Genomic DNA, 25,959 nt, shown 5'->3' with positions numbered 1-25,959 from the left:
CAAAGATGCCACTGGGAGGTTGGGAGCTCGCTATTGTCTTGGTGGCGGTGGCGATTCCGGTAGTGCTATTGGTGTTCTGGATCATGGCCTTGGTTGAGGTGGTCCGGACTCCTGAGGCCTTGTGGAAGGCAGCTGGACAGGACCGCGTGGTGGCCCTTTTGCTCCTAGTTCTCCTTCCTGTCGTGGGCTACCTCATCTACCTGATTGCCATACGCTCGAAACTTGGGGCGACGGCACAGCGCTAGCGCGAACTGCGCCACCCAAGGAGGTGCTACGAGGGCCTGTTCAGTGGGATCATCACCCTCGGAAATGGCTGGGCCTTGCTTGCGCTGTTCCGCAAACGGTACGGACCCATCAGGCGAGGTCGAGGCCGAGGTCGAGGACAGTCGCGGAGTGGGTTAGGGCTCCGACGGCGATGAAGTCCACGCCGGTCTCGGCCACCTCGCGGGCACGCTCCAGGGTGAGCCCGCCGCTGGCCTCGGTCCGGACCCCTGCGGCGCGGCAGAGCGCGACGGCGCGGGCGGTGTCGTCGAGGGCGAAGTTGTCGAGCAGCACCAACTGCGCGCCCACCGCAACGGCCTCCCGGACCTGGTCGAGCGTGTCGCACTCGACCTCCACGGGAATCCCGGGAGCGTGCTCCCGGACGGCGCGGAACGCCGCGGCCACCGACCCGGCGGCCGCCACGTGGTTGTCCTTGATCAGCGCCGCGTCGCCCAGCGCCATCCGGTGGTTCGCTCCGCCGCCGCAGACCACGGCGTACTTCTGCAGCGACCGCAGGCCGGGAATCGTCTTGCGGGTGTCGCGCACCGTCGCGCCGGTCCCCGCGAGCGCGTCCGCCCAGCGTGCGGTCGCCGTCGCGACCCCCGACAGCTGGCCGAGGAAGTTCAGCAGGGTGCGCTCGGCGGTCAGCAGGCAGCGCACCGGGCCGGTGACGCTCAGCACCATGTCTCCGGGCAGGACGCGGGATCCGTCGCCGCGGACGACCTCGGCGGTGGCCTCCACGCCGAGCCGCGACGCGACGGTCTCCAGCACGGCGACGGCCACGGGAACCCCGGCGATGGTCCCCGCCTCGCGCGCCGCGACGTCGGCGGTGCCGACGGCGTCGGCCGGCACTGTCGCCTCGGTGGTGACGTCCGGGCCGAGGCGCAGGTCCTCGTCTAGGGCCGTGTCGATGAGCCGGATGACCTCACCCGCGTCGACGGCGCGAAACGGATCGGTCATGCGGCGGTCCTCTCGGTGCGGGGGAGCTCTTCCTCAGTGACGACGGGGTGTCCGATGCAGGTCATTGGTTTCGACACGGACCCGGCGCTCCGCGCGGGGGTCCGGCTCAACCAGCGTGAAGAGCCAGGCCATTGCTCGACATCGTCGGGGGCCGCAGCGCCTGTTGCCTGAGCCGGGTCCAGGCGCACCAGGTGGCGGCGTGGGGTGGCCGCGGTTGTCGGGAAGTCGACGCGACGGTGCGCGCCGCGCGACTCGCAGCGGGCCATGGCCGCCGCCACGAGAGCCGCGGCCACCTGATGCAGGTTGGTGGCGGTGAGAGAGGCGTCGTCTAAGTTCGCTGCAGACGGCGCGGACGACACCGTCGCCGCCAGGGAACCCAGCCCCGAGGCGTCGCGGGATACGAAGGCGTGCCTCTGCATGCCTTCGCGGAGCGCCGGGAGCGCGGCCGGGTCGACGAGCCGGGCTAGCGTCCGATGCGCAGGGAAGACCTCGGTGGGAGCGCCGCCGACAGACAGCGCGCCGGCCAGCAGCGCGCCGACCCGGTCGCCGGCGACCAGCGCCTCGGTCAGCGAGTTCGAGGCCAGCCGATTGGCGCCGTGCACGCCGGTGGCCGCGACCTCCCCGACGGCGAAGAGCCCCGGCACCGAGGTGCGGCCGGTGAGGTCCGCGGCGATCCCGCCGCACGAGTAGTGGGCGGCGGGATGCACGGGGATCGGCTCGATGACCGGGTCGATCCCGCGCTCTCGGCACATCGCGAGGATCCCCGGGAAGTGGCCCTCCCAGAGCTCGACGCCGAAGGCCGTCGCGTCGAGGAACGCGTGCGGCTCGCCGGTTCGCTCCAGGTGGGCGATGATCGCCGCGGAGACGACGTCGCGCGGGGCCAAGTCCGCGAGGGGGTGGACCCCCGCCATGATCCGGCGGCCCGCGGCGTCGGTCAGGAGCGCGCCCTCGCCACGGACGGCCTCGCTGATCAGCACGCCGCGGGAACGGGCGTCGGCGTCGGCCAGCACCGTGGGGTGGAACTGCATGAACTCGAGGTCGCGCGCGACGGCCCCCGCCCGCAGGGCCGCGGCGACGCCGTCGCCCGTTGCACCCGGCGGGTTGCTGGTCACGGGCCACAGCTGCCCGATGCCGCCGGTGGCGAGCGCGACGGCGTCGGCGAGGATGTCGCGCACAGACCCGTCATCCTGCAGCACCCGCACGCCGCAGGCCCGGCCGCGGCGATCGGTCAGGACGTCGACCAGGCGCGTCCGCTCCCACACCCGCGTGCGGGACCCTTTGAGCGCCAGCGAGAGGGCGGCCCACAGGGTCCGCTCCACCTCCGCGCCCGAGCCGTCGCCGGCGTGGACGATGCGCCGCGCGTTGTGCCCGCCCTCGAGGTGCAGGTCGAGGGAGCCGTCGACTTCGCGCGCGAAGCGGGCGCCGAGCCCGATCAGCCGCGCGATGGCGGCGGGGGCGGAAGCGACGAGGTCCGCGACGGCGTCCTCATCGCACAGCCCCGCGCCGGCCACGAGAGTATCGGCGACGTGGGCGGCCATCGAGTCGGAGTCGGCCCACACGGCGGCGAGGCCGCCTTGCGCCCACGCTGTCGCGGAGTCGGTCACGGCGCCGCGCGTCACCGCGATGCAGTCGACACCCGCGCCGGCCAGGTGGAGCAGCGCCGACAGCCCGGCGGCGCCGGTGCCGACGACGACCACCCCCGTCCGCGTCGTCGCGCCCGACGCGGGGCCCTGGAGCATCATTCCCCACCGCCGGGGTTGCCGATGGCGACCATGCGCTCCACGGCAAGGCGGGCGCGCGCCGCGATGGCGGCGGGAACGTCGACCTCGTATCCCCTTGTCAGCGAAGGCTCGCCGAGGCAGGCTTCAAGCTTGGCCGGGGTGTTGAGCTTCATGTACGGGCAGGCGGCGCGCGGGTTGACGGCCTGGAAGTCGGTGCCCGGGTTGGCGAGGCGCAGCTGGTGCAGCATGCCGATCTCGGTGGCGACGAGAACCTTGCGTGAGGTCTCGCGGCGGGCGGCGTCGAGCATGCCGCCGGTGGAGAGGATGTGCGTGCGATCCCCGGGCAGCTCGCCGGACTCGGCCAGCCAGAGTGCGCTGGTGGTGCAGCCGCATTCGGGGTGTACGTAGAGGTCGGCCTCGGGGTTCGAGCGCACGGCGTCGACGAGGTCGGTGGGGGAGATGTCGGCGTGGACGTGGCACTCGCCCAACCAGACGCGGATGTTCTTCCTGCCCGTCTTGCGGCGCACGTGGGCGCCGAGGAACTGGTCGGGAAGAAAGAGGATCTCGCGATCTTCGGGGATGGAGGCGACGACGTCCACAGCGTTGGAGCTGGTGCAGCAGATGTCGGTCTCGGCCTTCACCTCGGCGGTCGTGTTGACGTAGCTGACCACGACCGCACCGGGGTGCTCGGCCTTCCAGGCGCGCAACTGGTCGGCATCGATGGTGTCGGCCAAAGAGCAGCCGGCCGCCTGATCGGGGATGAGGACGCGCTTGTCGGGCGAGAGGATCTTGGCGGTCTCGGCCATGAAGTGGACGCCGGCGAACACGATGGTGGAGGCGTCGGACGTGGCGGCGATCCGGGAGAGCGCGAGCGAGTCGCCGACGTGGTGGGCGACGTCCTGGATGATCGGGTCCTGGTAGTTGTGGGCGAGGATCACGGCGTCGCGTGCCACGGCCAGCGCGTGGACGCGCTCCTGCCAGGCGGTGACGTCGTTCGCGGTCCACGCGGTGTGGTCGAGCGTGAGGGTCATGACTGCTCCTTCCAAGTTATCGCCTAATAGGCGAAAACCGCTCGAACTGTAGCATGCCAGCCATGACCTCTCAGAATCCCGTCCGTGACGCCGCCGGGGTCGCGCTGTACCGGCACGAGGCGATCGGGGTCGTCGCGCAGGTGCGGCCGGTCCGCGGGACGGCGCGGCTGTGCGTCCTGCTCGCCCGCAGGGAGAGCGCCCCGTACGCGGGGAGGTTCGCCCTTCCCAGCGGCCCGGTCGAGCTGGACGAGACGCTGAGGGAGTCGGTGCGCCGGCACCTGGCGGAGAAGCTGGACCTGTCGGGCGTGACCTATCTGGAGCAGTTGGGCACGAGCTCGGCGCCGGAGCGGGACCCGGCGCAGCGCACCATCGCGACCAGCTACCTGGGGCTCGTGCCCACGGACCTGGAGCCGCAACTACCCGAGCGGGCCGCCTGGTTCGACGTCGACGCGCTGCCGGAGTTGGCCTTCGACCACGACTGGGTCATCTCCGAGGCGCTGATCAGGCTGCGGGCGAAGCTCAGCTACACCAACCTCGGCTTCGCGCTGATGCCGGCGGAGTTCACCATCGCGGAGCTGCGGAGCGTCTACGTCGCCGCGCTGGGGCACGACGTGGCGCCGACCAACCTGCAGCGGGTCCTCGCGCGAAGGGGCCAACTGGTGCCTACCGGCACGATGGCGGGCCCGGGGGCGAAGGGCGGCCGGCCGGCGCGCTGCTTCCGTTTCCGCGACCGCGAGCTGGTGGTCACGGACCCCTTCGCGGTGCTCAGGCCTGACGCGTGAGGTAGGCCTGCAGCACGACGGCTTGGTTGTGCACCTCGTCGTGGGCACCGTAGAGCAGCGTGACGACGTCGTGGCCCGCGCATTGCGCGAGCAGCGCCGTCGCCGCGCCCGAGGCGTCGAGCTCCGCGCGGTACTTCTCGGCGAACTCGTCGAAGCGCTCCGGGATGTGACCGAACCACTTCCGCAGTTCTGTCGACGGTGCCGCGTCCTTGTCCCACAGGTCGAGGCGCGCCTCCTCCTTCGAGAGGCCCCGCGGCCAGAGGCGATCCACCAGCACCCGGAAGCCGTCGTCGTCGGACGCGGGCTCGTACACACGCTTGATCTGGATGTTCATCTTGTCGACACTAATGGCCCCGGGGCGCCGTTCGATAGTCTTCGCGCATGCGCATCACACCGAGCATCCTGAACGCCGACTTCGCGAACCTGGCCGGGGAGATCGCCCGGATTCCCGATGCGGACGCCATCCACGTCGACGTGATGGACAACCACTTCGTGCCGAACCTCAGCCTGGGCCTGCCGGTGGTGGAGTCGATCCGCGCGGCGACCGACGCGATGCTGGATATTCACCTGATGATCGAGGCACCCGACCGCTGGGCTCCCGCGTACGCGGAGGCCGGCGCGGAGTCGGTGACGTTCCACGTCGAGGCGGCGGCCGCGCCGATCCGCCTGGCGCGCGAGCTGCGAGCACGGGGCGCGCGGGCGTCGATCGCGCTCAAGCCCGCGACGCCCATCGACTCCTACGCCGACATGCTCGACGAGGTCGACATGGTGCTGCTAATGACCGTCGAACCGGGGTTCGGCGGTCAGTCCTTCCTCGACCTGGTGCTGCCCAAGATCCGCCGCACGCGCGAGCTGCTCGGGGACCGCCCCATCTGGCTGCAGGTCGACGGCGGCGTCTCCGAGACGACGATCGAGCGGGCCGCCGAGGCCGGAGCCGACACCTTCGTCGCCGGGTCCGCGGTCTACCGGGCCGAGGACGCGAACGCGATGGTCAACCGGCTCCGCGACCTGGCCTCGGCCGCCTGCGGGCACTGAGGCGCGGATGCTCGACGAAGGCGCCATCCTGGCCGTCGCGGCGGTCCTGATCATCGTCGCGGTCTCCCTGCTCGCGCCCCGCGTGGGGGTCGCCGCGCCGATTCTGCTCGTCGTCGTCGGGCTCGTGGGCAGTTTCATCCCGGGCGTCCCACAGGTCAGCATCGCCCCGGAGTGGATCCTCGTGATCGTGCTGCCGCCCCTGTTGTAGTCCGCGGCGGTCAACATGCCGGCGACCGACTTCCGGCGGGACTTCGGCGCGATCGGCGCGCTGTCGGTGCTGCTGGTGGTTGTGTCCGCGTTCGCGAGCGGACTCGTCATCTGGTGGCTCCTCCCGGGGCTCGGCCTTCCCGCGGCCGTCGCCGTCGGCGCCGTGATCAGCCCGCCGGACGCCGTGGCGGCAACGTCCATCGGCAAGCGCCTCGGCCTGCCATCGCGGCTCGTCACCATCCTTGAGGGAGAGGGCCTCGTCAACGACGCGACGGCGCTCGTCATGATGCGTACGGCGCTCGCGGCGACGGCGGGCGGGATCAGCCTCTGGGGTGCGCTGAGCGACTTCGCGCACGCCGTCGTCTTCGCCCTGTTGATCGGCACCGTCGTCGGGTTGGCGGCGGTCTGGGTGCGGTCCAAGGTCGAGGACCCCGTGCTCACGACCGCGGTCTCCTTCGTCGTCCCCTTCGCCGCGTTCATCCCCGCGGAGGAACTGCATGCCTCCGGTGTGCTGTCCGTCGTGGTGGCCGGACTGATCACCGGCGCGATGAGCGCCAAGCGGTTCTCCGCTCACGACCGGATCAACGAGCGCACGAACTGGCGCACCATCCAGCTGTTGCTGGAGAGCGGCGTCTTCCTGCTCATGGGCTTCCAGCTGAAGATGCTGGTGCAGGACGTCGTCCGGGCCGGCCTGAGCGTCTGGGACGCCATCATCATCGGCCTGATCGCCACCGCGGTCCTCGTGCTGGTGCGCGTCGCGTTCGTCGTCCCGCTCGTCGCGCTGCTGCGGCGCTCGAAGGCGAAGGGGCAGCAGCAGGCCGAGTTCCTGGAGGGCGCGCTGCGGCACATCGAGAACAGCGACTACCCCGAGGACGCCCGCACGGAGCGGATGACACGCCACATCCGGCGGCGCCATGCCGACGCGTCCTTCTTCGCTACCCAAGGGCTCGGCTGGCGCGGCGGCGCGGTGCTCGCCTGGTCGGGCATGCGCGGCGTCGTCACCCTGGCCGCCGCACAGTCCATCCCTGCCAGCGTGCCGTACCGCTCCGAGCTGATCCTGATCGCGTTCATCGTGGCCGTCGTCACGCTCGTCGGGCAGGGCGGCACGCTTCCGTGGCTCATCCGCAAGCTGGGCGTGCAGGGCGACGACAAGGACGAGACGCGCCGCGAGTACATTCGCCTCGTCGGCGAGCTGCGGACGGCGGCGGTGGACATGTTCGAGAGCCCGACACTGCACCGCCCCAACGGCAAGCCCTTCGATCGGAAGGTCATCGAGCACGTCCGCGCGACCAGCCTTGCCGCGAGCGTCGAGCACGACCCTGACACCGGGTGGTCGACCGTCCCGGTCAAGCTGCAGCAACGCATCGAGCTGCAGCGCCTGCTGCTCGACACCGAGCAGGCTGCGCTCCTCGACGCGCGGTCGAGCGGCACCTACCGCTCAAAGACCATCGAGCGCGCGCAGCACTACCTCGACCTGCAGGCCGCGAGGATCGACGTGTCCTGAGAGTTAGTGGCCCGTCGACCACTACTCGCCGCGCTGCTGACGCAGGAACTTCTCCAGCTCCGCAGCGATGGTGTCGCCGGTGGCGCCCTCGACCTCCTCGGCGTCGCGCGCCTCCTCGAGGTGTTCGATGTATTCGGCGATGTCCGGGTCCTGGTGGCTGAGCGCGTCGACGGCGCTCGTCCACTTCACCGCCTCCTGCGCGAGCTCGGCGTGATCGAGTTCGACGCTCAGCACCGTCTCCAGCTCGCTGAGCAGCGCGTCCTGCGCCTTCGGGTTCGGCGGCGCGGCCACGTAGTGCGGCACGGACACCCAGATGGACGCCGCGGGAATCCGCTCGTGCAGCATCATCTGCGCAGCGATGCCGATGATTCCCGTCGGCCCCGTGTAGTCGTTGGGCTCCATGCCGAACCGGTCCTGGAGCTGCGGGTCCGAGGTGTAGAGCCCGACGGGTAGCGGCCGCGAATGCGGCGTGTCCGACAGCATCGCGCCCAGGAAGACCACGAGGCCGGCCCTGGTCTCCTTCACCCGGTCGACGAGCTCGCGCGTGAACGTGCGCCAGAGCAGGTTGGGCTCAGGGCCGATGATGGTCACGATGTCGCGCGCGGGATGGTGCACGGCGCGGATGCGCAGCGCCGGCCACTCGACCCACGGGCCATCGGCCGCCTGGTTCAGCATCGGGCGCGTGTGCTGGAAGTCGAAGTAGCGCTCGTCGTCGATCACGCCCAGGTCGGTCCCCGGGTACGCCTCCATCAGGTGGCGCAGGATGTCGCTCGCGGCGTTTCCTGCGTCGTTCCAGCCGGAGAAGCCGATGACGACGACGGGGTCGCGGAGGCCTTCCGTCTCGAACTGCATTGCTTCAGCCTACCGGGCGTCGGTCGTCTCCGGCCGCGCCGCGCCATTGGCAGGAGGCCGCCCCTGGAAGGGGCAGTCGTTTGCATCTGGTGAGGGGCGATGCGGCTCCCCTAGGGTGTCGCTGACCGATCTCGAGGAGGTGATTCGACGTGGCACTGAGCCCCCGCGGAGCCCAGGTGCTCGGCGACGTGCTGCGGGCCACGACGCCCGTGCGCCTCGCCGAGATCGCCGCGCGCGTCGGCGTCAGCGAACGCACCGCGAAGACGGACATCAATCAGGCGCGAGGGTGGCTGGAGGCCCGCGGCTACGCGCTGAGCTCGGCGGGCGCTCGCGGACTCTGGGTCAACTGCAGCGACGAGGAGCGCGCCGCACTGCTCGCCCAAGTGCGTCCCTCCAGCTTGGACACCGATCAGCGGGGCAGACGCGCGACCATCTGCTTGATGATCCTGACGGCGTCGGCGCCCACGTCGATCAACAGCCTCGCCGACGACCTCGGCGTCGCCCGCAACACCGTCCTGCACGACCTGGCCGACCTCGAGCTGGAGCTTGAACCCTTCGATATCCGGCTGGAGCGGACGCGGCTGGGGATCGCGGCCATCGGCGCGCGCGGCAAGACGCTGCTCGCGCTCGACCAGGTGCTCAGGGCGAACCTTCGCCACGACGACCTCGCATGGTTGACCTCGTTCGTCTGGGACCCCAGCAGGCTCGACGTCCAGGCCCTCACCCTCCCGCTGCGCATGGTCTTCGAACAGATCGCGGACCCGGAGGCGACGTCGGCGTGCATCGGATCGGTGGTCGACTCGCTGCAGGAGCATTTCGCCGCGCCGAACGACATCGCGATCGGCGGCATGCTGCTGCGGCTGGCCTCGTGCTGAGCATGCCCCACGCAGCCGCCCCTCCAGAGCCCGCGACCGACGAACTGCGCGGCTTCATCCAGGAGGCCGCGCGCGGGTTCACCGAGGCAACGGGGATCGTGCTCGGCGGCGATGACCTCGACTTCGTGTTCCAGGAGGCGTTCCTCGTGGCCGCGGCGCACGAGATGGCCAATGGCCTGTCCAGCTGGGAGCCGGTGCTGGAGGTCGCCCGCGGGCTGATCGACCGCGTCGACGCGCAGCTGAACGCGGATCTCGGCGGCGACGACCGGCTGCTGCAGGGCCTCACCGCCCACCTGTCGGACCGGTTCGCGAAGCTGCGCAACTCCATCATTGAGCCCAACATGATCGTGCAGGAGGTGCTGGTCCAGTACGCGCAGATCTACCGCGCCGTCGAGGACGCCTGCCGCGAGCACATCGAGCTCACGGAGGCCGACCTCAGCTTCCTCGCCCTTCACTTCGCGGCAGCCTACGAGCGCTACCTCAACCGGCCGCGGGTCCGCACCCTTATCGTGTGCGCGACGGGTCGCGGGGTCGCGAACCTGATCGGCCTCCTCGTGCAGAGCCGGTTCCCACCGATCGAGATCGTGCGCACGACGTCGATGTTCGAGGTGCAGCAGAGCGGGGTCGCCGACGTCGACCTCGTGATCAGCACATTCCCGGTGACGGTCGGCAAGCCGACGGCCGTCATCCGCTCGGTGCCGACGAAGCGCGACTTCGAGGCGATCGAGGAAAAGCTGGAGCAAGCGGCCCAGGGGATCGTGCTTCCGGTGCGCAGCGCCGCCGCCCGCTCGATGCCCGAGCTGGGCTCGTCGTATCCGGGTCTTGTCAGCCTCGGGGTGACGCTCAACCGCGAGTTGGTCGATGCCGCGGAATCGCCGCTGGCACCGCGTGCCGCAGAGAAGCTCCTGCTGCATTGCCTACTGCTGGCCGAGCGGCTGGCCTCGGGGCGGCAGTACCAGGCGACCGCTCTGGCGGCCGACGTCGATGAGGCACTCCTCGCTCGCCTGCGGGGCGTTTTCGACGCGCGCCAGCTACCTATTCAGGAGTCCGAGTTGCAGGCGATCATCGCCTATTTCGATCTCAAGGAGGAGAAGTGAACCTGATTCTGCGGGGCGGGGAGCTGTACGGCTCTGGCCCAGGGGACGTGTACATCACGGATGGGCGCATCGCGGCGACGGCAGCGCCCGACGCCATCGTCGTCGATCTCGGCGGGGCGCTGATCACCCCGGGACTCATCGACATTCACACCCATGTGTTCATCCCGGCCAAGACACTCGGCATCACAGCCGACAGCGTCGGCGTGAACCAAGGCGTGCCAACCATCGTCGACGCGGGCAGCGCCGGCGCCCGCGATTTCGATCGATTCCGAGCCGAGGTCGTGAACACGCAGCGCACGCGCGTGCTCTCCTGGTTGAACGTGGCGACGCCCGGGCTCGTCGACGGCAGGCATGAGCTGGTCGACCTCGCCAACGTCGATCTTGACCGCTCCCAGGCCGTGATCGAGGCGAATAGGGACATCATCGTCGGCGTCAAGGTCCGCATGTCCGGTTCCGTGGTCGGGGACAACGGCCTGAAGCCGCTGGAGCTGGCTCTCGAGCTGGGGGAGCGGACCGGGGTGCCCATCCTCATCCACACCGGCAACCGGCCACCGGAGATGAGCGACTGCCTCGACATGCTGCGCCCTGGCGACATCTGCTCCCACGCCTTCCACGGAAAGCCGGGCGGCATCATCGACGAGGAGGGCAACCTCCGGCCAGCGGCGCGTCGCGCCTACGATCGCGGCGTGCTCTTCGACGTCGGCCACGGCGAGGCGAGCGCCAACTTCGGCGTGCTTGCCCGGGCCAAGGAGCTCGGCATCGTGCCGCACACCATCAGCACGGACATACACGAGGGCAACGTCGGCGGGCCCGTTTTCTCGCTCGCGGTCACGATGAGCAAGGCGCTCGCGCTCGGCTTCAGCCTCGACCAGGTCCTCGAATGGACGACGACGGCGCCCGCCAGGGCCATCGGCCGTCCGGAACTCGTCGACACCAGCGTCGGGGCGCCGGCGAATCTCACCGTACTGCGCGTCGTCGAGGGGCAGTTCGGTTACCGTGACGCCGACGGCAACGAACTCAACGGCCACCAGGCCGTGGAGACCACCCATGCAATCAAGGATGGAGAGATCTATGTCATCTGACACCACGTCAGCGGACGTCGTCGCCCTGGCCGAGCAGGTCCAGGAGCGGCTGCCCGAGCCGCTGCCCGACGTCACACAGCTGTGGCGAACGCTCGAGGTGCTGCAGCCGGGCCTGGAGCAGCGCGGCTGGCACATGAACGACACCCAGCGACTAGCACTGGCCACGCACCTCGCCGCCGCCGTCAGGCGGTTCGCCACCGGTGAGCAGGTCGCCGCCATCGACCCGGTCTTCTTCTCGGAGGTGTCGGACGACGCGATGGCGCTGGCTGGCGAGCTCCTCGCCCCCATCCAGCAGACCCCCGACATCCAGATCGAGGAGAAGTTCCTCGTTGCCGTGCACCTCGATGCGGCACAGATCAGTTAGGAGAAAGAAATGGCAATCAAGGTAGTCATCGGACACAGGCTCGGTAAAGGACAGCGCGTCGCCGAAGGCGTCAAGCAGGCCGGCGGCGAAGCCATCCTCATCCCCGGCCTCGGCGCCGACATGAAGCTCGGCGACGTGATGAACGAGCACGGCGCCGACCTCGGCCTCAGCTTCTGTGGCTCGGGCGGCGCGGGCGCCGTCACCGCCAACACCAAGTACGGGTACCCCATGGAGTTCTCGCTGCGCACGATCGACGCCGGCGTCACCGCGGTGCGCAACGGGGCGAAGGTCGTCGGCTTCGGCTTCCTCGATCAGGAGGAGCTCGGCAAGCGGCTCACCGAGGAGTACGCGAAGGCTCACCCCGAGGCCGGCTGATGCAGACCGAGGACCGCAAGGTCACCGTCACAGGCAAGGGCGAGACGCTCCAGCGCGCCTTCCAGGACGCGCTGAACGACATGCGTAGGCAGTTGCTGAAGGGCAAGCCCGAGGCGCTGCTGAACGCGGACCCCGTCGAGGTGAAGGTGCTCAAGGCGGTCCGCCACGTGTGGACTGAGAAGTTCTTCGGGTTGTTCTTCAAGCGCCAGCGCGAGAACTACCTGCTGACCATCCGGTTCACGGTGCGGGTCTCCTTCGTTGACCTCACCACCATCGACATCACCGAGGTTGCCGAGCAGCCTGGGTGGACCCAACGAGTACTTCAAATGAAGTAAGAGAAGCGGTTTTTCCACCATGGCAAATACCGCAGTGATTCTCGTCGAATCCCTCGTCATCGGGGGATTGGCGGCTCTTCACAGAAGGCAGTGGGTTGAAGGGCCGCGTTTCAGCGGCGGTTGGCCCGGGGCCCTGACGGTATTGGGGGCCTGGGGTCGTGGTGGGGGCCCTCGGGTTGGCAGGATGAAGGTGTCTACGCCTCATCTGAAACCCAAGGGCCCTTGTGCGAAACGCTACCCCACCTTCCCTCGACATGTTCTGCCGGCTCGACCGTCTCGGGCTGTCCGTGACCTCGCAGCGGGTCGAACCCGACCACACGGTGCTGCGCTGCCGGCCGACCACCGCGCCCGCGGCATGCGAGGGATGTCGGGGGCCGGGGGTCCGTCATGACGCGGTATTGCGCCGTCTGGCGCATGTCCCGTACGGCTGGAGCCCACGATCCTCGAGGTCGTCGTGCCCCGCTACCGCTGCGTCCCGTGCCGCCGGGTGTGGCGCCACGACATCCGGGTCGCGGCCCCGTCGAAGGGGAAGCTGTCGCGGGACGCGGTGATGATGGCGGTCAAGTCGATCGTGGTTGATCGGATGTCGATCGCGAGGGTGGCGGCCAACCTCGGCGTGGCGTGGAACACGGCCTCCGACGCGATCCTCGCCGCCGGCGCCGAGTTGCTGATCGATCAGCCCGATAGGCTCGACGGGGTCACCACGATCGGGGTGGATGAGCACGTGTGGCGCCATACCCGCCACGGCGACAAGTACGTCACCGTGGTCATGGATCTCACTCCGACAAGGATCGGGACCGGCCCATCGAGGCTGTTGGCCGTGATCGAGGGGCGATCCAAGGCGGTGTTCAAGGCCTGGCTCGAGGCCCGAACCCCGGCGTTCAGGGACACGGTCGAGGTGGTCGCGATGGACGGGTTCACCGGCTACAAGTCCGCCGCCGTCGAAGCGATCGACAATGTGGTCACGGTCATGGACCCCTACCACGTCGTGGCCCTGGTCGGCGACAAGCTCGACCAGTGCCGGCAACGCATCCAGCAGGAGACCCGGGGTCATCGGGGCCGCTCCGGAGACCCCCTCTACGGCATCCGCCGGGTCGCCCGGACCCGCGCCGCGCTGCTCACCGAGAAACAGCAACACCGGCTCGTGAAGGTCCTCATCGACGAGCGTCACGAAGCGTTCGAGGTCACCTGGTGCGCCTACCAGGATGTCATCTCCGCCTACCAAGCCGACGACCCCGCCGAGGGAAGGAAGATCATGACCCGCGTGATCGACCAACTCAAGGCCGGGGTCCCGGCCGGGCTCGACGAGCTCAGATCCCTGGGCAAGACCCTCCACCGCCGCCGCGCCGACATCCTCGCGTTCTTCGACCACCCAGGCACATCGAACGGTCCCAGCGAAGCCATCAACGGCCTGCTGGAACACCTCCGCGGGACCGCAAGAGGGTTCCGCAACATCGTCAACTACATCGCCAGATGCCTACTCGACGCCGGCGGGTTCAGACCCCGAATCCACTCACTTCTGTGAAGAGCCGGATTGGCGGGATTCGGCGCCAGCGCGGGCGCCGCACGAATGTTCCACGCGCCGACGGTGCAGGGCATGGGTGCCTTCCGTACCTTCGGCGAGCTGAACGCCTGTAAGGGCGACCCGGTCGCTCACTTCTCCTTCGGCCTCGGCTTCCTGTTCAACGCCTGGGCCTCCGTCGTCGGCGCGGGCGCGCTGACCCAGGACGTCGACCACCGCATCATCCCGAACTGGGCCGCGGGCTCGCTGCTGCTGCGCAACAAGTCGGTCGAGGACACGCTGTACAACCCGAAGAAGATGGCCATCGCCGGCGCGATCGTCGGCGCCGTGCTCGTCACCGTGCTGAACACCACCGCTTCCGGCGTGCCGAGCGCGCTGCAGCAGGTCGCCACGCAGGTGTTGGGCCAGGCCGCCGGCTGGCTGCTGAACCCGGTCATGCCGATCCTGTTCTGGATCGCCGCCCTCGACGCCGGCAAGAAGACCGGCATGTGGGGAACGGTCCTCGGCGGCCTCTCCCACATGATCCTCGGCAACGCCGTCCCCGGCATCGTGCTCGGCATCCTGCAGGGCCAGAGCCTCGAGGCCAACGGCTGGAACCGGGTCAGCAAGATCATGTGCACCGCGATCGTGCTGCTGTTCCTCTTCAGCGGCTTCTTCCGCGGCTTCGATGTCACAGTCATGCAGCAGGTGGGCATGGAGGTGCCCATCTGGCTGGTCAACCTGCACGCTACGTTCGGATACACGGTGAAGTGATGAGCTCTATCGACATTCATGCAGAGGCCGCAAAGGCCGAGGACCTTCGCAAGAACTTCTGGTACGCCGAGTGGTCGTTCCCGATCTTCGTCGCGACGCTCGCATCCGGCATCTTCGCCGGGACGCACCTGTATTTCGTCTACGGCGTGGGCGCGTTCAACGACATCCCCATCGTGGCCCTGCTCGCCGCCGGCATGGACGATCCCGCCAACCTGGGCGCTGCCGCGGCCTTCGGCGCGAGCTTCCTGTTCGCCCGCGTGCTCGAGGGTCCGCTCGTCGGCATCCTCGACATCGGCGGCTCGCTACAGACGGGCGTCGGCATCGGCATCCCCGCGCTTCTGCTGGGCTGGGGCATTACCGCGCCGTTGGAGAACTTCTTCCTCGCACTCATCGTCGGCGCGGCGATCGGCCTCGTGATCGGCTTCATCATCGTCGCCATCCGCAAGTTCACGGTCAACGCGTCCGAGACCACGTACGGCACCGAGATCATGATGGGCGCTGGCAACGCGGCGGGCATCTACCTCGGCCCGCTCATCGTGATCGCGGCCTGCATGGCTTCGGCTCCCGTCGGTCTCGGCGCGACGATCGGCGCGGCCGTCGCGTACTACTTCAAGAAGCCGATCCCGGGCGGCGCCATCCTCGGCGCCATGCTCATGGGAATGATCTTCCCGTTGGCAGTGCCCGAATGAGTGTTTTCGAGGCCATCGGCTGCCGCCCGATCATCAACGCGAGCGGCAAGATGACAGCCCTCGGGGCCAGCGCCGTCACGCCCACCGTGGCGGCGGCGCTGGCCGAGGCCGCGCAGGACTACGTCGAGGTCAAGGAACTGCTGGTGAACGCGGGCAAGGTCATCGCCGAGGCCACCGGTACTCCCGACGGCTGCCCCGCGACGGGTGCCGCCGGCGCGATCGTGATCGGCGTGGCCGGCGTGATCGCGGGGGAGGACCTCACCCGGATCGAGGCGGTGCCCAACGTCGTCGGCGTGCCGAACGAGGTGATCATTCAGAAGGGACAGGTCGTCAACTTCGGCTCTTCGATCACGCAGCTGATCCGCATCGCGGGCGGCGTTCCCGTCGAGGTGGGCCAGGCCAACCACGTCGAGCCCGCCCACATCAGCGGCGCGATCGGGCCGAACACCGCGGCCCTGCTCTACGTGAAGTCGCACCACGCCGTCCAGAAGGGGATGGTGTCGGTCGAGGAGATGGCGGAGATCGCCAAGGCGCACAACCTGCCCCTGCTGGTCGATGCCGCCGCCGAGGAGGACTTTGGTCAGTACTACCGCAGGGGCGGGGACCTCGTGTTCTGCTCGGGAGGGAAGTCACTGAACGGGCCGACCTCGGGGTTCCTCTGCGGCCGCGCCGACCTCGTCGCCGCCGCCCGCGCCCAGTACGCGGGCGTCGGGCGGCCGATGAAGGTGGACAAGGAGGCCGTTCTCGCCCTCTGTGCCGCACTGACCGAGTACCCGAACCGGCCCGACCTCTCTGGCCAGCAGCGGGATCGGATGCAGTGGCTGTGCGACGAGCTGAACAAGGTGCCCGGGCTGAAGGGCAGCATCCTGGCCGACGAGGCGGGGCGCGCGATCTACCGCGCCCAGATCGTCGTCGATCCGGAGCTCTTCGGGATGGACGCCATCGAACTCACCACGAGGCTGAAGCAGGGCACGCCGGCCGTGTTCACCCGCGACTACTACGCCAACACAGGGTCGTTCCAGGTGGACCCCCGGCCGTTGCGTGACGGTCAGGAAGCCGAGATCGCGCGCGCCGTAGTCGCGCTCGCGAAGTAACGCGAAGTAAGGAGACAGATGTCAAAGATCGAACTCAATGTTCTCGCCAAGGACCTCGACAACGCAGTGGCGGTGACCGAGGCCGCGGCGGGCAACGTCTACGTGGCGGTGCTCACCAAGGGCTTCCCGACCGTGGCCGACGCCATCGAGCAGGTCAAGGCCTACACCGCGGCGGGCGTGCGCGCCTCTGTCGGTCTCGGCGCAGGCGACCCTGCCATGTGGCGGCGCGTCGTCGACGTGTCGGTCGCGACGCTGCCGGCGCACGTCAACCAGGTGTTCCCGGCGTCCGGCCTCACCGTCGGCGCCCTCGAGGTGGCGGGCGCCACCGACACCTGGGTGAACGCGCTGATCGCACCGGGATCAAAGCCCGGCCTCGTCCGCGTCGGCACGGGGCCGAACAGCGTCGGGTTCGACGGCGAGGTCTCGGCCGAGCAGGCCGCAGCCATGGTCGCGGAGGTCGGCGTGGCGAGCGTGAAGTTCTACCCGATCGGCGGGGTCTCGCAGCTGGACCACCTGGCGGCGATGGTCAAGGCGTCGGTCGCCGCCGGCGTGCCGATCTTCGAGCCGACTGGCGGCATCGACGTCGAGAACTTCGACGCGGTGGTGAGCACCTGCCTCGAGGCTGGCGCCACGCACGTGGTCCCGCACGTGTACACGTCGATCGTCGACAAGGCGACGGGGAACACCATCCCCGAGCTGGTCACGACCCTCAACGAGAAGGCGGCTGCCCTGCTCTGAGCTCCGGCGCACCAGGCCCCCGTTGGCGCTCGCTGGGCGCGAACGGGGGCCTTCGTTGTCCGCCGTGAGCACTATGGTTGGCGGGTGCCCACCACCTTCAGAGACTTGCTCGGTTCCCGCGTCCTCGTCGCCGACGGGGCGATGGGCACGATGCTCCAGTCCTTCGGTGACCTGTCGCTGGAGGATGACTTCCAGGGGCTGGAGGGGTGCAACGAGGTCCTGAACGTGACCAGGCCGGACGTCGTTGCGTCCGTGCACCGCGCTTACCTTGAGGCTGGCGCGGACTGCGTTGAGACCAACTCGTTCGGGACCAACCTGGCAGCGCTCGGCGAGTACGACATCGTCGACCGGCTGGAGGAGCTGGCGGAGGCCGCGGCCCGGATCGCCCGCGAGGTGGCCGACGAGTACTCCACCGAAGACAAGCCGCGCTTCGTGCTCGGCTCTGTCGGACCCGGCACCAAGCTCCCGACCCTGGGCCACGTCACCTTCGCCGCCGTCCGCGACGCCTACCAGCTCCAGGTGCGATCCATGATCGCCGGCGGCATCGATGCCGTGCTGATCGAGACCTGTCAGGACCTCTTGCAGGCCAAGGCCGCCGTGATCGCGGCCAAGCGCGCCCGCGCAGAGGCGGGCATCGACCTTCCCATCCTCGTCAACGTCACGGTGGAGACCACCGGGACGATGCTGCTGGGCTCGGAGATCGGCGCCGCGCTCGTGACGCTCGAGGCCCTCGGCGTCGACTGTATCGGCCTGAACTGCGCGACGGGTCCTGCCGAGATGAGCGAGCACCTGCGACACCTCTCGCGTCGCGCCGGCATCGCGGTGGGAGCGATGCCGAACGCGGGCCTCCCCGAGATCACCCCCGACGGCGCCCGGTACCCGCTCGGTCCCGAGGGACTCGCGGAGGCGCTGGGCATGTACCTCGACGAGTTCGGCCTCTCGGTGATCGGCGGCTGCTGCGGCACGACGCCGGAGCATATCCGGTTGCTCGCCGAGGCGTTCTCGGGCCGCGCCGTCGCCCCGCGCACGCCGCAGGTCGAGGAGGGTGCGTCGTCGCTCTACATCGAGGTGCCCTTCGACCAGGATGCGTCGTACCTGAACATCGGCGAGCGCACCAACGCCAACGGCTCCAAGGTGTTCCGCGAGGCCATGTTGGCTGGGAACTGGGACGAGTGCGTGGAGATCGCCAAGTCGCAGGCCCGCGACGGCGCGCACGTGCTGGACCTGTGCGTCGACTACGTGGGCCGCGACGGCTCCGCCGACATGTCCGAGCTCGCCTTCCGGCTCTCGACGGCGGTGACGCTGCCGATCGTGCTCGACTCCACCGAGCCGCACGTCCTCGAGGCGGGCCTGGAGCGCCTCGCGGGGCGCTGCATCATCAACTCGGTCAACTACGAGGACGGCGTCGGGCCCGATAGCCGGTTCGGCAAGATCATGCCGATGGTGCGCGAGCACGGGGCCGCCGTCGTCGCGCTGACCATCGACGAGGAGGGCCAGGCCCGCACCGCCGAGTGGAAGGTGCGCGTGGCGTCGCGGCTGATCGACGACCTCGTCGACAACTGGGGCATGAGGGTCGGCGACATCCTCGTCGACGCGCTCACCTTCCCGATCGCCACCGGCCAGGAGGAGACCCGCAAGGACGGCCTGGAGACCATCAACGCGATCCGCGAGCTGAAGCGCCGCTACCCGGGGGTGCGCACGACGCTGGGTCTGTCGAACATCTCGTTCGGCCTGAATCCCGCCGCGCGCATCGTCTTGAACTCGGTGTTCCTGCACGAGTGCGTCCAAGCCGGGCTCGACTCGGCCATCGTGCACTCGGCCAAGATCCTGCCGATGGACCGCATCCCCGAGGAGCAGCGCCAGGTCGCGCTCGACATGGTCTACGACCGCCGTCGCGAGGGCTACGACCCGCTCAGCCGGTTCCTGGAGATGTTCGAGGGCGTGACTGCGGCGTCGGCCCGGCAGAGCCGCGCGGCGGAGCTGGCCGCGCTGCCGTTGAGCGAGCGGCTGCAACGCCGCATCATCGACGGCGAGGGCAAGGGCCTCGACGCCGACCTGGACGAGGCACTGGAGTCGAAGCCGGCGCTCGACATCATCAACGAGGACCTGCTCGCGGGCATGAAGGTCGTCGGGGAGCTGTTCGGCTCCGGCAAGATGCAGCTGCCGTTCGTGCTGCAGTCGGCCGAGGTGATGAAGACGGCCGTGGCCTACCTCGAGCCGCACATGGAGAAGACCGACGGTTCCGGCAAGGGAACGCTCGTGCTTGCCACCGTCCGCGGCGACGTGCACGACATCGGCAAGAACCTCGTCGACATCATCGTCAGCAACAACGGCTACACGGTCATCAACATCGGCATCAAGCAGCCGGTGCAGGCCATCATCGAGGCCGCCGAGAAGCACAACGCGGACGTGATCGGCATGTCGGGGCTCCTGGTGAAGTCGACGCTGGTGATGAAGGACAACCTGCTGGAGCTCAACCGGCTGGGACTAGGGGAGCGGTACCCGGTGCTGCTCGGCGGCGCGGCGCTGACGAGGGCGTTCGTCGAGCACGACCTGAACGACATCTTCGACGGCGAGGTGCGCTACGCCAAGGACGCGTTCGAGGGCCTCTCACTCATGGACGCCGTCATGGCCGTGAAGAACGGCGTCGAGGGTGCGAAGCTGCCCGAGGCGAAGAGGCGGCGGTTCGCGAAGGTGGAGGTCGAGGAAGAGGATCCGGATGAGCCCGGTCTGCGCTCCGACGTCGCCCGGCGCATCGACGTACCCGTGCCGCCGTTCTGGGGCACGCGCGTGGTCAAGGGCATCCCCTTCGCCGACGTGCTGCAGTGGCTGGACCACCGCGCCACCTTCCTCGGACAGTGGGGACTGAAGTCGCTGCGCGAGGGCCCGAGCTACGACGAACTGGTCGAGACCGAGGGCTTGCCGCGGCTGCGGATGTGGGCAGACAGGATCAAGACCGACGGGCTCGCGAACTTCGGCGTCGTCTACGGCTACTTCCCGGTGCACTCGTCCGGCAACGACCTCATCGTCTTCGACCCGGAGGACCAGGAGCGGGAGGTCACGCGGTTCGCGTTCCCGCGTCAGCGGCGCGACCGTCGGCTATGCCTCGCCGACTTCTTCCGCGACCGGGAGGAGGCCCGCGAGCTCGGACCGGACGTGCTGGCGATGCAGCTGGTCACGATGGGCTCCGAGGTGGCGAAGGGCACCGCGAAGCTGTTCGAGGCCAACGCCTACCGCGACTACCTCGAGCTGCACGGGCTGTCCGTCCAGCTGACCGAGGCGCTGGCCGAGTTCTGGCATTCCCGGGTGCGCGACGAGTTGGGCCTGCAGGGGGACGGCTCGATCGAGGCCGCGATCCGAGACCAGGCCTATCGCGGCTCCCGGTACTCTTTCGGCTACCCCGCGTGTCCCACGATGGAGGACAGGATTAAGCTGACGGAGCTGCTGGAGCCAGGGCGCATCGGTGTGGAACTCAGCGAGGAGCTGCAACTCCATCCCGAGCAGTCGACAGATGCGATCGTCGTCCACCACCCGGAGGCCAAGTACTTCAATGCTCGCTGAACCCAAGGCAGTCCTGTGGGACCTCGACGGCACGCTCGTCGACACCGAGCCCATCTGGGACGAGACGCAGGGGGAGATGCTGGCCGAGCGCGGCCTCACGATCACCGACGAGGTCAACGCCTCGCTGCGCGGGGGTTCCGCCACCGTCACGGCCCAGGTCCTCGCCGAGTTGTACGCCGACGGCACGCCGCCGCAGGAGATCTTCGACGAACTGCACGACCGAGTGATCGCGAAGCTCCTGGTCGACTTGCCGTGGATACCCGGCGCGCGCGAGCTGATGGAGGAGCTGGGCCGCAACGGCGTGCCGTGCGCGATCGTGACGGCGAGCTACGGCAACATCGTCGAGGCGGTGCGTGCACGCCTGCCGCGGAATGTGAGATGCATCGTCACCGGGGATTCGGTGGCCAACAACAAGCCGCACCCCGAGCCATACCTGACCGGCGCGGACCTGCTGCGGGTGGACCCGCGCGACGCCGTCGCGCTTGAGGACTCGATCCCGGGGGCACGCTCGGCGTTGGCCGCCGGGTCCGTGGTGGTCGCGGTCGCGGCGGAGGTCAGGCACGAGCCGCACCCGCGGCTCCGCGTCGCCGAGCAGGGCCTGCGTGGACTGACCTGGGCCGACCTCGCCGCGACCTGGCGCGAACTGAAGGACAACGTATGAACCTCTCCGGCGTGAACACCGGACCCTTGCGTGCGGGCGATCGCGTGACGCTCACCGACGGCAAGGGCCGTCGGAAGTCGATCGTCCTGCGCGACGGCGCGACGTGGCATACCACCAAGGGAGCGGTCAGCCACGACGACCTGATCGGCGGCCCCGAGGGCGTGACCGTCACCTCGGTCGGCGGGGCGCAATACCTGGCGTTCCGGCCGCTGATGAGCGAGTTCATGGTTTCGATGCCGCGCGATGCGGCCGTGATCTACCCGAAGGATGCGGCGCAGATCCTGATGTGGACCGACATCTTCCCGGGCGCCCGGGTTCTCGAGGCAGGCGTCGGTTCCGGCGCGCTGTCCCTGGCGTTGCTGCGGGCGATCGGCCCGGAGGGCCGGCTGCATTCGTACGAGCGTCGGCAGCAGTTCGCCGATGTCGCTGCGAAGAACGTGGAGACGTTCATCGGGGGAGAGCATCCTGCCTGGACGCTCACCGTAGGCGACCTCGTCGAGGCGATCGAGGATGAGCCGATCGACCGCGCGATTCTCGACATGCTGGCTCCCTGGGAGTGCATCGACGCGGTCGCCGAGCGCATGGTTGCCGGCGGAGTGCTGACCTGTTACGTGGCGACGGCGACGCAGCTCGGCCGGGTCGCGGATACGTTCCGCGCCCACGGCGGCTTCACCGAGCCGCACCTGACCGAGACGACCGTGCGGGACTGGCACGCGGAGGGCTTGGCCATCCGCCCCGGCCACGGGACGTCGGGTCACACGGGTTTCCTTGCCATCGCCCGCCGCCTCGCCCCGGGTCAGCTGGCCCCGATGCGCAAGCGCCGCCCCTCCCCGGGCGCCTACGGCCCTGACTACAACGGCCCTCGCCCCCGCAACATCCCCGAGGAGCTCGGCGGCGCCACTCGCAGCGAGTCTTGAGGCGCGCCGAAGGAGCGCAGCGATGCGTACCCGTTCCTTTCCGCTCAGTGCACCAACCGCAGCTCACCTTCTCCCGGGACGCCGGACGCCTTCGTGAACTCCACCCGCTCAGTTCCTTGAGCCGCCCTCCGGTCTGGAGCGCTGGGCGCGAAAGGTCCCACGCCCAGGTTGAGTCCGTCAGGTTCCGCGCTTTCCGCGGGTTAGCCAGGCTGTGCACGTCAGAATGCTGACGTCCTTAACCTGGCCAATGCCGATCCGGCGAGGTCGCTGACGCTTTCAGCCTCGCAGGCGACTGAGCTTGCCTAAACCTCCGGTTCGACGAACCCCAGGTGCGCGTAGAGCGCGTGCGCCGCGGGCGAGGTCCCTTCGCCGACACGCAAGGAGACGGCATCGGCGCCGAGCTTTGCGCACGCCTGGATTGCTGCCTCGACGAGAGCGCGGGCCAGGCCGCGGCCGCGGTGGTCCGGGTGCACGAACAGGTCAATGATGAACGGACCGTCGATCTCGTCCCAGAGCGAGCGGGTGGTTGTGAAGACGGCCCCGACGACGTGTCCATCGAGTTCCGCGCCGAGACAGGCCGACGGGACGAGCTCGCCGTAGACGCCCGCGAAGGTGTCTGCGATCTCGGCGTCGGCGGCATTCAGATGGGGTGCGCCGACCTCCGGTGGATAGGCATGAAGGTAGGCAACGGCGAGGTCGGCCGAGTCGTTGGCCGTGATCGGACGAACGCGCTCGTCGAGATGCTGTGGGGTGACTGCGGTGATGTGCAACGTGCGCAGGTCGCTGGGCATGGAGGTTCCTAAGTTCGTTGAATAGTTCTGGGACGATGCGACGAGGTTGTCGCGAACTCACGAGTGGAACATGCCGCGGAGCTTAGCAGTCACGGCCTTTGGCTACCCTGCTTCGAAGCCCAACTTTTGGTGCCCCACGCGTCCGTTTGGCGTACTGCGCGTTCAGGATGGGGACCTGGGCGTCGACGTAGTCCTGCACGATGACGTCGGCCTTGTTCTCGTGCTGGCGAAGAGCACGGAACTGTGTCATGACCAGGAGCGGCTCGTCGGGTTCGGTGTCGAGGATCTCAGCCCGGATCGCAGCGAGTTCCTTGGCTCCCGTTCCGCCTCTCATGATCACGGCCTCACCATGCCGGGGTCGGCTGGGGCCAAGACCGGCCGTTCCAGCGGCCGGGCCACGCCATCAGTGACGCGGAGGAGGTTCCTCAGCCGTTGGTTTTCCAGTGCCAGCGCTTCAAGACGCCGCTTGAGGTCTTTGCGCTCGGTTGCTTGGTTCGTCATCGGATCACCTTCAGCGGGCGACTCGGACACCGCGTGAAGACAGCCTAATCGGTCCGCCGGACGCATCAGCGCCGCGGTCGAGACTGGGCCAGAGGGCTTGCTGCCAGTAGGTCCTGCTGGCTGAGTCGGCATTGTCAGGCAGCACGTCAGGCGACCGAGTTCCTGTCGTCGTAGTCGATCCGGATGGGTTGGCAGCGTTCGGTGCCGAAGGGGGTGACGTCGTAGCGGTAGCCGAGCGGTGAGCGCCATTCGATACGTCCCGGTTCGGGTTGGTGCATCACCCAGTACCCGGTGGTCTTTGCCCTGTGTACCCGCCGCGTCAACGGAGCCAGGTTCCCGACCCTCGTCTGCCCGCGCTGGCCGGGCTGGAACGCCACGGTGCGGCCCAGGTCCAGACCTTGGGTGTCTCGTTGGGAGAAGGGGAAGGGTTCGTTGGGGAACGCGAGTACCATCCCGCAGCGCATCGTCTGAGAGGGGACGTAGCCGTCGGCGGGGGCGAGGTTCGGCAGATCGATCACGGGCTGGATCTTGATGTCGATGCCCTTGCCCTCGCCCAGCAGCTCGGCCAGGAGTGTGGTGGTGATGGTGCCCGCTTTCTCGATCCGCGCGGCGGGGTCGAGGTGTCCGAGGGCGTCGGCGTGGATGTGGACCGCGATTCCCAACGACGGGCGCAGCTTCGCCACGGGCACCTGGATGGTTCCGCAGTGATGCCCGGCGCACTGGTGCGGATCGAACCGGCGCGTCCGCGGAACATCTGGGCAGGAACATCCCGGCCCGTGACAGTAGGACGTCTCGACGCTCTGGCCGGATGGTGTCGTGTCGCCGTGGCCAGCCGGCGTCTCGCCGCTGTGGCGGCACGCGCCCGGGCAGGTATGCTCCGCCCCTCGCCCCTGGCCGTAGGCAGAGCTCTCACCGGCGACGGGAAAACCGCGCGGGCCGAACGGCTCAGGCTCAGAAACCGGTGCTGTTGGCGTGTGGGGACACGTCAGGAATCCCGTGCAGGGGGATCCGTCGGGATGAACCAGGCACCGTGACATGGCACCTGGGCGTCCGTGGTGCCACGCGGGTGGCGGGGACCCGGCACAGCGGGGTTGAAGGTCACGCTCGCCGACCTGCCACTGTCCATGGTCAGGATCACCAGCCCACCAGCGTGCAGGACCACCGTCTTGAGGACCAACCGATTCTTCGCAGCCTGTGTCGCCGCAACATCCACCACGGTGAGTGGCGGGGAGGCAGAGGCCCCTCCCCTCACCCGTGGCCGGCGCGCTGGCTGGTCCTGTAGCGGGGTTAGCGAGCACGCCTGCTGCTTTCGCGCGTCGCTGCGCGGCGGTCAAGCCCGGGTAGTGGGGTTCGATCAGGCCCGCCACCTCGGTGAGCCGGGCGTCCAAGAACCGGGCGTCCAGGATGTCGAGGACGCCGGTCAGGTTCATCACACCCTCGCTCAACCCCCAGAGCCAGACACCGCGCTGCTCCCGCGCAGCCCGCTCTCTCTTCGCCGCGGCCTCAGGATCAGCCTGGACCACGAGCCGATCAACAAGCTTCTTCGCCTGCGTCCACGTCAGCTTGTGCTGTTGCCGCAGCCACGCGTCGGTGACCTCGTCGAGCAGCATCGGGTGAAGGTCACGGCACCGCGAGCTCATCATCTGAACTCGATCCACCTCGATCTCCAAGTTGATCATGGCCTCGTACAGGCGGGGGTGGCGGCACTTCAAGTCCAGGGCCGCAGACAACTCGCTGGCGGCGTGCATCGCCGGGATCCCGAGAAGGGCCGCGATCTCCAGAGACACCATCTCCGACACCAACGGTGTGCCAGAGCCCCCGAGTTGGATCTTGTTATCGAGCAGAACCTCGATGAACAGTTCCTCGTCATCCAGGCCGTAGGCCAGGGCGAGGTCGCACAAGGCTTCGACCTTGTCGGCTTCTCCGCGGCGGCGCATCTCTTCAGCGCGGGTGAGCCGCTGCGCGGCTTGCCTCGCTGTGGAGAGTGCGGTGTCTTTCATGAACACCACGCTATAGATGGGGTCTGACATTTTTCGTTCTGAGCCCGTGTAAAAGACAGTCATCGGATGCCTTGGTGGGTAACGATTTGGTAGCGGGCTTTCCGCGGTGTCCAGGCACCTGTGGTTGGGTCCACGAAGCGGGCGTGGGACGTTTTACTTCGGCAACGACGGCGCGCTTCGCTTGCGCGTCGACTCAGCACGGTGCGACACGGTCGCGGTCCACTTCGTCGACGCGCCCGGCTCAACGAAGG

The 25,959-nt window shown here is 68.8% G+C and carries 25 protein-coding genes and 2 pseudogenes; 18 read left to right on the top strand and 9 right to left on the bottom strand.

Annotated elements, in window-relative coordinates:
• Positions 1-5 precede the first annotated feature (5 nt).
• Positions 6-245, top strand: coding sequence for a hypothetical protein (locus tag IPJ61_RS08895; RefSeq protein ID WP_297105870.1), 240 nt, complete (start codon positions 6-8; stop codon positions 243-245).
• 109 nt (positions 246-354) lie between these two features.
• On the opposite strand, the gene nadC is transcribed toward IPJ61_RS08895, so the two are convergent.
• From nadC to nadA, 3 genes are read right to left on the bottom strand one after another with little or no spacing between them, the layout of a single operon-like run.
• Positions 355-1,221: a carboxylating nicotinate-nucleotide diphosphorylase gene (gene nadC / locus IPJ61_RS08890; protein ID WP_297105868.1), complete on the bottom strand. Its 867-nt coding sequence runs from the start codon at positions 1,219-1,221 to the stop codon at positions 355-357.
• A complete protein-coding gene (gene nadB / locus IPJ61_RS08885) occupies positions 1,218-2,960 on the bottom strand; it encodes an L-aspartate oxidase (RefSeq protein ID WP_297105865.1) in 1,743 nt (580 codons plus the stop codon). Before nadB ends, nadC begins: the two co-directional genes overlap by 4 nt.
• Positions 2,960-3,973 (bottom strand): quinolinate synthase NadA, encoded by a 1,014-nt coding sequence (nadA, locus tag IPJ61_RS08880; RefSeq protein WP_297105862.1) that lies wholly within the window; start codon positions 3,971-3,973, stop codon positions 2,960-2,962. The genes nadB and nadA overlap by 1 nt, the downstream gene beginning before the upstream one ends.
• Positions 3,974-4,035: 62 nt before the next feature.
• Between nadA and IPJ61_RS08875 the strand changes: the two genes are divergently transcribed.
• Positions 4,036-4,755: an NUDIX hydrolase gene (locus IPJ61_RS08875; protein ID WP_297105859.1), complete on the top strand. Its 720-nt coding sequence runs from the start codon at positions 4,036-4,038 to the stop codon at positions 4,753-4,755.
• On the opposite strand, the gene IPJ61_RS08870 is transcribed toward IPJ61_RS08875, so the two are convergent.
• Complete coding sequence (locus IPJ61_RS08870) at positions 4,739-5,089, bottom strand: DUF488 domain-containing protein (protein ID WP_297105856.1); 351 nt, start codon at positions 5,087-5,089, stop codon at positions 4,739-4,741. The genes IPJ61_RS08875 and IPJ61_RS08870 overlap by 17 nt on opposite strands.
• A 47-nt stretch (positions 5,090-5,136) precedes the next feature.
• On the opposite strand from IPJ61_RS08870, the gene rpe reads away from it, so the two are divergent.
• The 3 genes from rpe to IPJ61_RS08855 are packed head-to-tail and all read left to right on the top strand — an operon-like array spanning position 5,137 to position 7,501.
• Entirely contained in the window at positions 5,137-5,790 is a 654-nt protein-coding gene (rpe, locus tag IPJ61_RS08865) for a ribulose-phosphate 3-epimerase (protein ID WP_297105852.1), read from the top strand.
• 7 nt (positions 5,791-5,797) lie between these two features.
• Complete coding sequence (locus IPJ61_RS08860) at positions 5,798-5,998, top strand: hypothetical protein (protein WP_297105850.1); 201 nt, start codon at positions 5,798-5,800, stop codon at positions 5,996-5,998.
• Between the two features lie 15 nt (positions 5,999-6,013).
• A complete protein-coding gene (locus IPJ61_RS08855; protein ID WP_297105847.1) occupies positions 6,014-7,501 on the top strand; it encodes a cation:proton antiporter in 1,488 nt (495 codons plus the stop codon).
• 21 nt (positions 7,502-7,522) lie between these two features.
• Here the strand turns inward: IPJ61_RS08855 and IPJ61_RS08850 are convergent, their stop codons facing one another.
• Positions 7,523-8,353, bottom strand: a complete 831-nt coding sequence (locus IPJ61_RS08850; protein WP_297105844.1) for a proteasome assembly chaperone family protein — start codon at positions 8,351-8,353, stop codon at positions 7,523-7,525.
• A gap of 149 nt (positions 8,354-8,502) precedes the next feature.
• Between IPJ61_RS08850 and IPJ61_RS08845 the strand changes: the two genes are divergently transcribed.
• The 13 genes and pseudogenes from IPJ61_RS08845 (at position 8,503) to IPJ61_RS22525 (ending at position 22,416) form a co-directional block, all read left to right on the top strand.
• The gene (locus IPJ61_RS08845; RefSeq protein WP_297105841.1) at positions 8,503-9,228 is read left to right on the top strand and encodes a BglG family transcription antiterminator; all 726 of its coding nucleotides are present in this window, start codon (positions 8,503-8,505) and stop codon (positions 9,226-9,228) included.
• A 2-nt stretch (positions 9,229-9,230) separates the two neighbouring features.
• The gene (locus tag IPJ61_RS08840) at positions 9,231-10,325 is read left to right on the top strand and encodes a BglG family transcription antiterminator (RefSeq protein ID WP_297105838.1); all 1,095 of its coding nucleotides are present in this window, start codon (positions 9,231-9,233) and stop codon (positions 10,323-10,325) included.
• Positions 10,322-11,407, top strand: coding sequence for an amidohydrolase/deacetylase family metallohydrolase (locus IPJ61_RS08835; RefSeq protein ID WP_297105835.1), 1,086 nt, complete (start codon positions 10,322-10,324; stop codon positions 11,405-11,407). Before IPJ61_RS08840 ends, IPJ61_RS08835 begins: the two co-directional genes overlap by 4 nt.
• On the top strand, positions 11,397-11,771 hold the full coding sequence (locus tag IPJ61_RS08830) for a hypothetical protein (protein ID WP_297105832.1): 375 nt from the start codon (positions 11,397-11,399) through the stop codon (positions 11,769-11,771). Before IPJ61_RS08835 ends, IPJ61_RS08830 begins: the two co-directional genes overlap by 11 nt.
• A 9-nt stretch (positions 11,772-11,780) precedes the next feature.
• Positions 11,781-12,146, top strand: a complete 366-nt coding sequence (locus IPJ61_RS08825; RefSeq protein ID WP_297105830.1) for an SFCGS family glycine-rich protein — start codon at positions 11,781-11,783, stop codon at positions 12,144-12,146.
• Positions 12,146-12,481, top strand: coding sequence for a DUF4312 family protein (locus tag IPJ61_RS08820; RefSeq protein WP_297105827.1), 336 nt, complete (start codon positions 12,146-12,148; stop codon positions 12,479-12,481). Before IPJ61_RS08825 ends, IPJ61_RS08820 begins: the two co-directional genes overlap by 1 nt.
• Before the next feature lie 254 nt (positions 12,482-12,735).
• Positions 12,736-14,006, top strand: a pseudogene (locus IPJ61_RS08815) (ISL3 family transposase).
• A gap of 9 nt (positions 14,007-14,015) precedes the next feature.
• Entirely contained in the window at positions 14,016-14,756 is a 741-nt protein-coding gene (locus IPJ61_RS08810) for a DUF4311 domain-containing protein (RefSeq protein WP_297105824.1), read from the top strand.
• Complete coding sequence (locus IPJ61_RS08805) at positions 14,756-15,445, top strand: DUF4310 family protein (RefSeq protein WP_297105821.1); 690 nt, start codon at positions 14,756-14,758, stop codon at positions 15,443-15,445. The genes IPJ61_RS08810 and IPJ61_RS08805 overlap by 1 nt, the downstream gene beginning before the upstream one ends.
• A complete protein-coding gene (locus IPJ61_RS08800; RefSeq protein ID WP_297105818.1) occupies positions 15,442-16,539 on the top strand; it encodes a DgaE family pyridoxal phosphate-dependent ammonia lyase in 1,098 nt (365 codons plus the stop codon). Before IPJ61_RS08805 ends, IPJ61_RS08800 begins: the two co-directional genes overlap by 4 nt.
• 18 nt (positions 16,540-16,557) lie before the next feature.
• Complete coding sequence (locus tag IPJ61_RS08795) at positions 16,558-17,277, top strand: KDGP aldolase (RefSeq protein WP_297105815.1); 720 nt, start codon at positions 16,558-16,560, stop codon at positions 17,275-17,277.
• Between the two features lie 84 nt (positions 17,278-17,361).
• Positions 17,362-20,838: a methionine synthase gene (gene metH, locus IPJ61_RS08790; protein ID WP_297105812.1), complete on the top strand. Its 3,477-nt coding sequence runs from the start codon at positions 17,362-17,364 to the stop codon at positions 20,836-20,838.
• A pseudogene (locus IPJ61_RS22525) lies at positions 20,828-22,416 on the top strand (HAD-IA family hydrolase). The gene metH and the pseudogene IPJ61_RS22525 overlap by 11 nt, the downstream one beginning before the upstream one ends.
• Positions 22,417-22,718: 302 nt before the next feature.
• Here IPJ61_RS22525 and IPJ61_RS08775 read toward each other — a convergent pair.
• The 4 genes from IPJ61_RS08775 to IPJ61_RS08760 all read right to left on the bottom strand — a co-directional run bounded on the left by IPJ61_RS08775 (position 22,719) and on the right by IPJ61_RS08760 (position 25,708).
• Positions 22,719-23,207, bottom strand: a complete 489-nt coding sequence (locus IPJ61_RS08775) for a GNAT family N-acetyltransferase (protein ID WP_297105802.1) — start codon at positions 23,205-23,207, stop codon at positions 22,719-22,721.
• An 82-nt stretch (positions 23,208-23,289) separates the two neighbouring features.
• Positions 23,290-23,541 carry a hypothetical protein gene (locus IPJ61_RS08770; protein ID WP_297105799.1) on the bottom strand — a complete coding sequence of 84 codons (252 nt, stop codon included), beginning with the start codon at positions 23,539-23,541 and terminating at the stop codon, positions 23,290-23,292.
• A 2-nt stretch (positions 23,542-23,543) separates the two neighbouring features.
• Positions 23,544-23,708 carry a hypothetical protein gene (locus IPJ61_RS08765; RefSeq protein WP_297105797.1) on the bottom strand — a complete coding sequence of 55 codons (165 nt, stop codon included), beginning with the start codon at positions 23,706-23,708 and terminating at the stop codon, positions 23,544-23,546.
• A 146-nt stretch (positions 23,709-23,854) separates the two neighbouring features.
• A complete protein-coding gene (locus tag IPJ61_RS08760; RefSeq protein ID WP_297105793.1) occupies positions 23,855-25,708 on the bottom strand; it encodes a DUF222 domain-containing protein in 1,854 nt (617 codons plus the stop codon).
• Between the last annotated feature and the right edge of the window lie 251 nt (positions 25,709-25,959).

The organism is Tessaracoccus sp. (genome assembly GCF_016714275.1).
Taxonomy (GTDB): domain Bacteria; phylum Actinomycetota; class Actinomycetes; order Propionibacteriales; family Propionibacteriaceae; genus Arachnia.
This window is presented reverse-complemented; position numbering and strand designations above follow the sequence as displayed.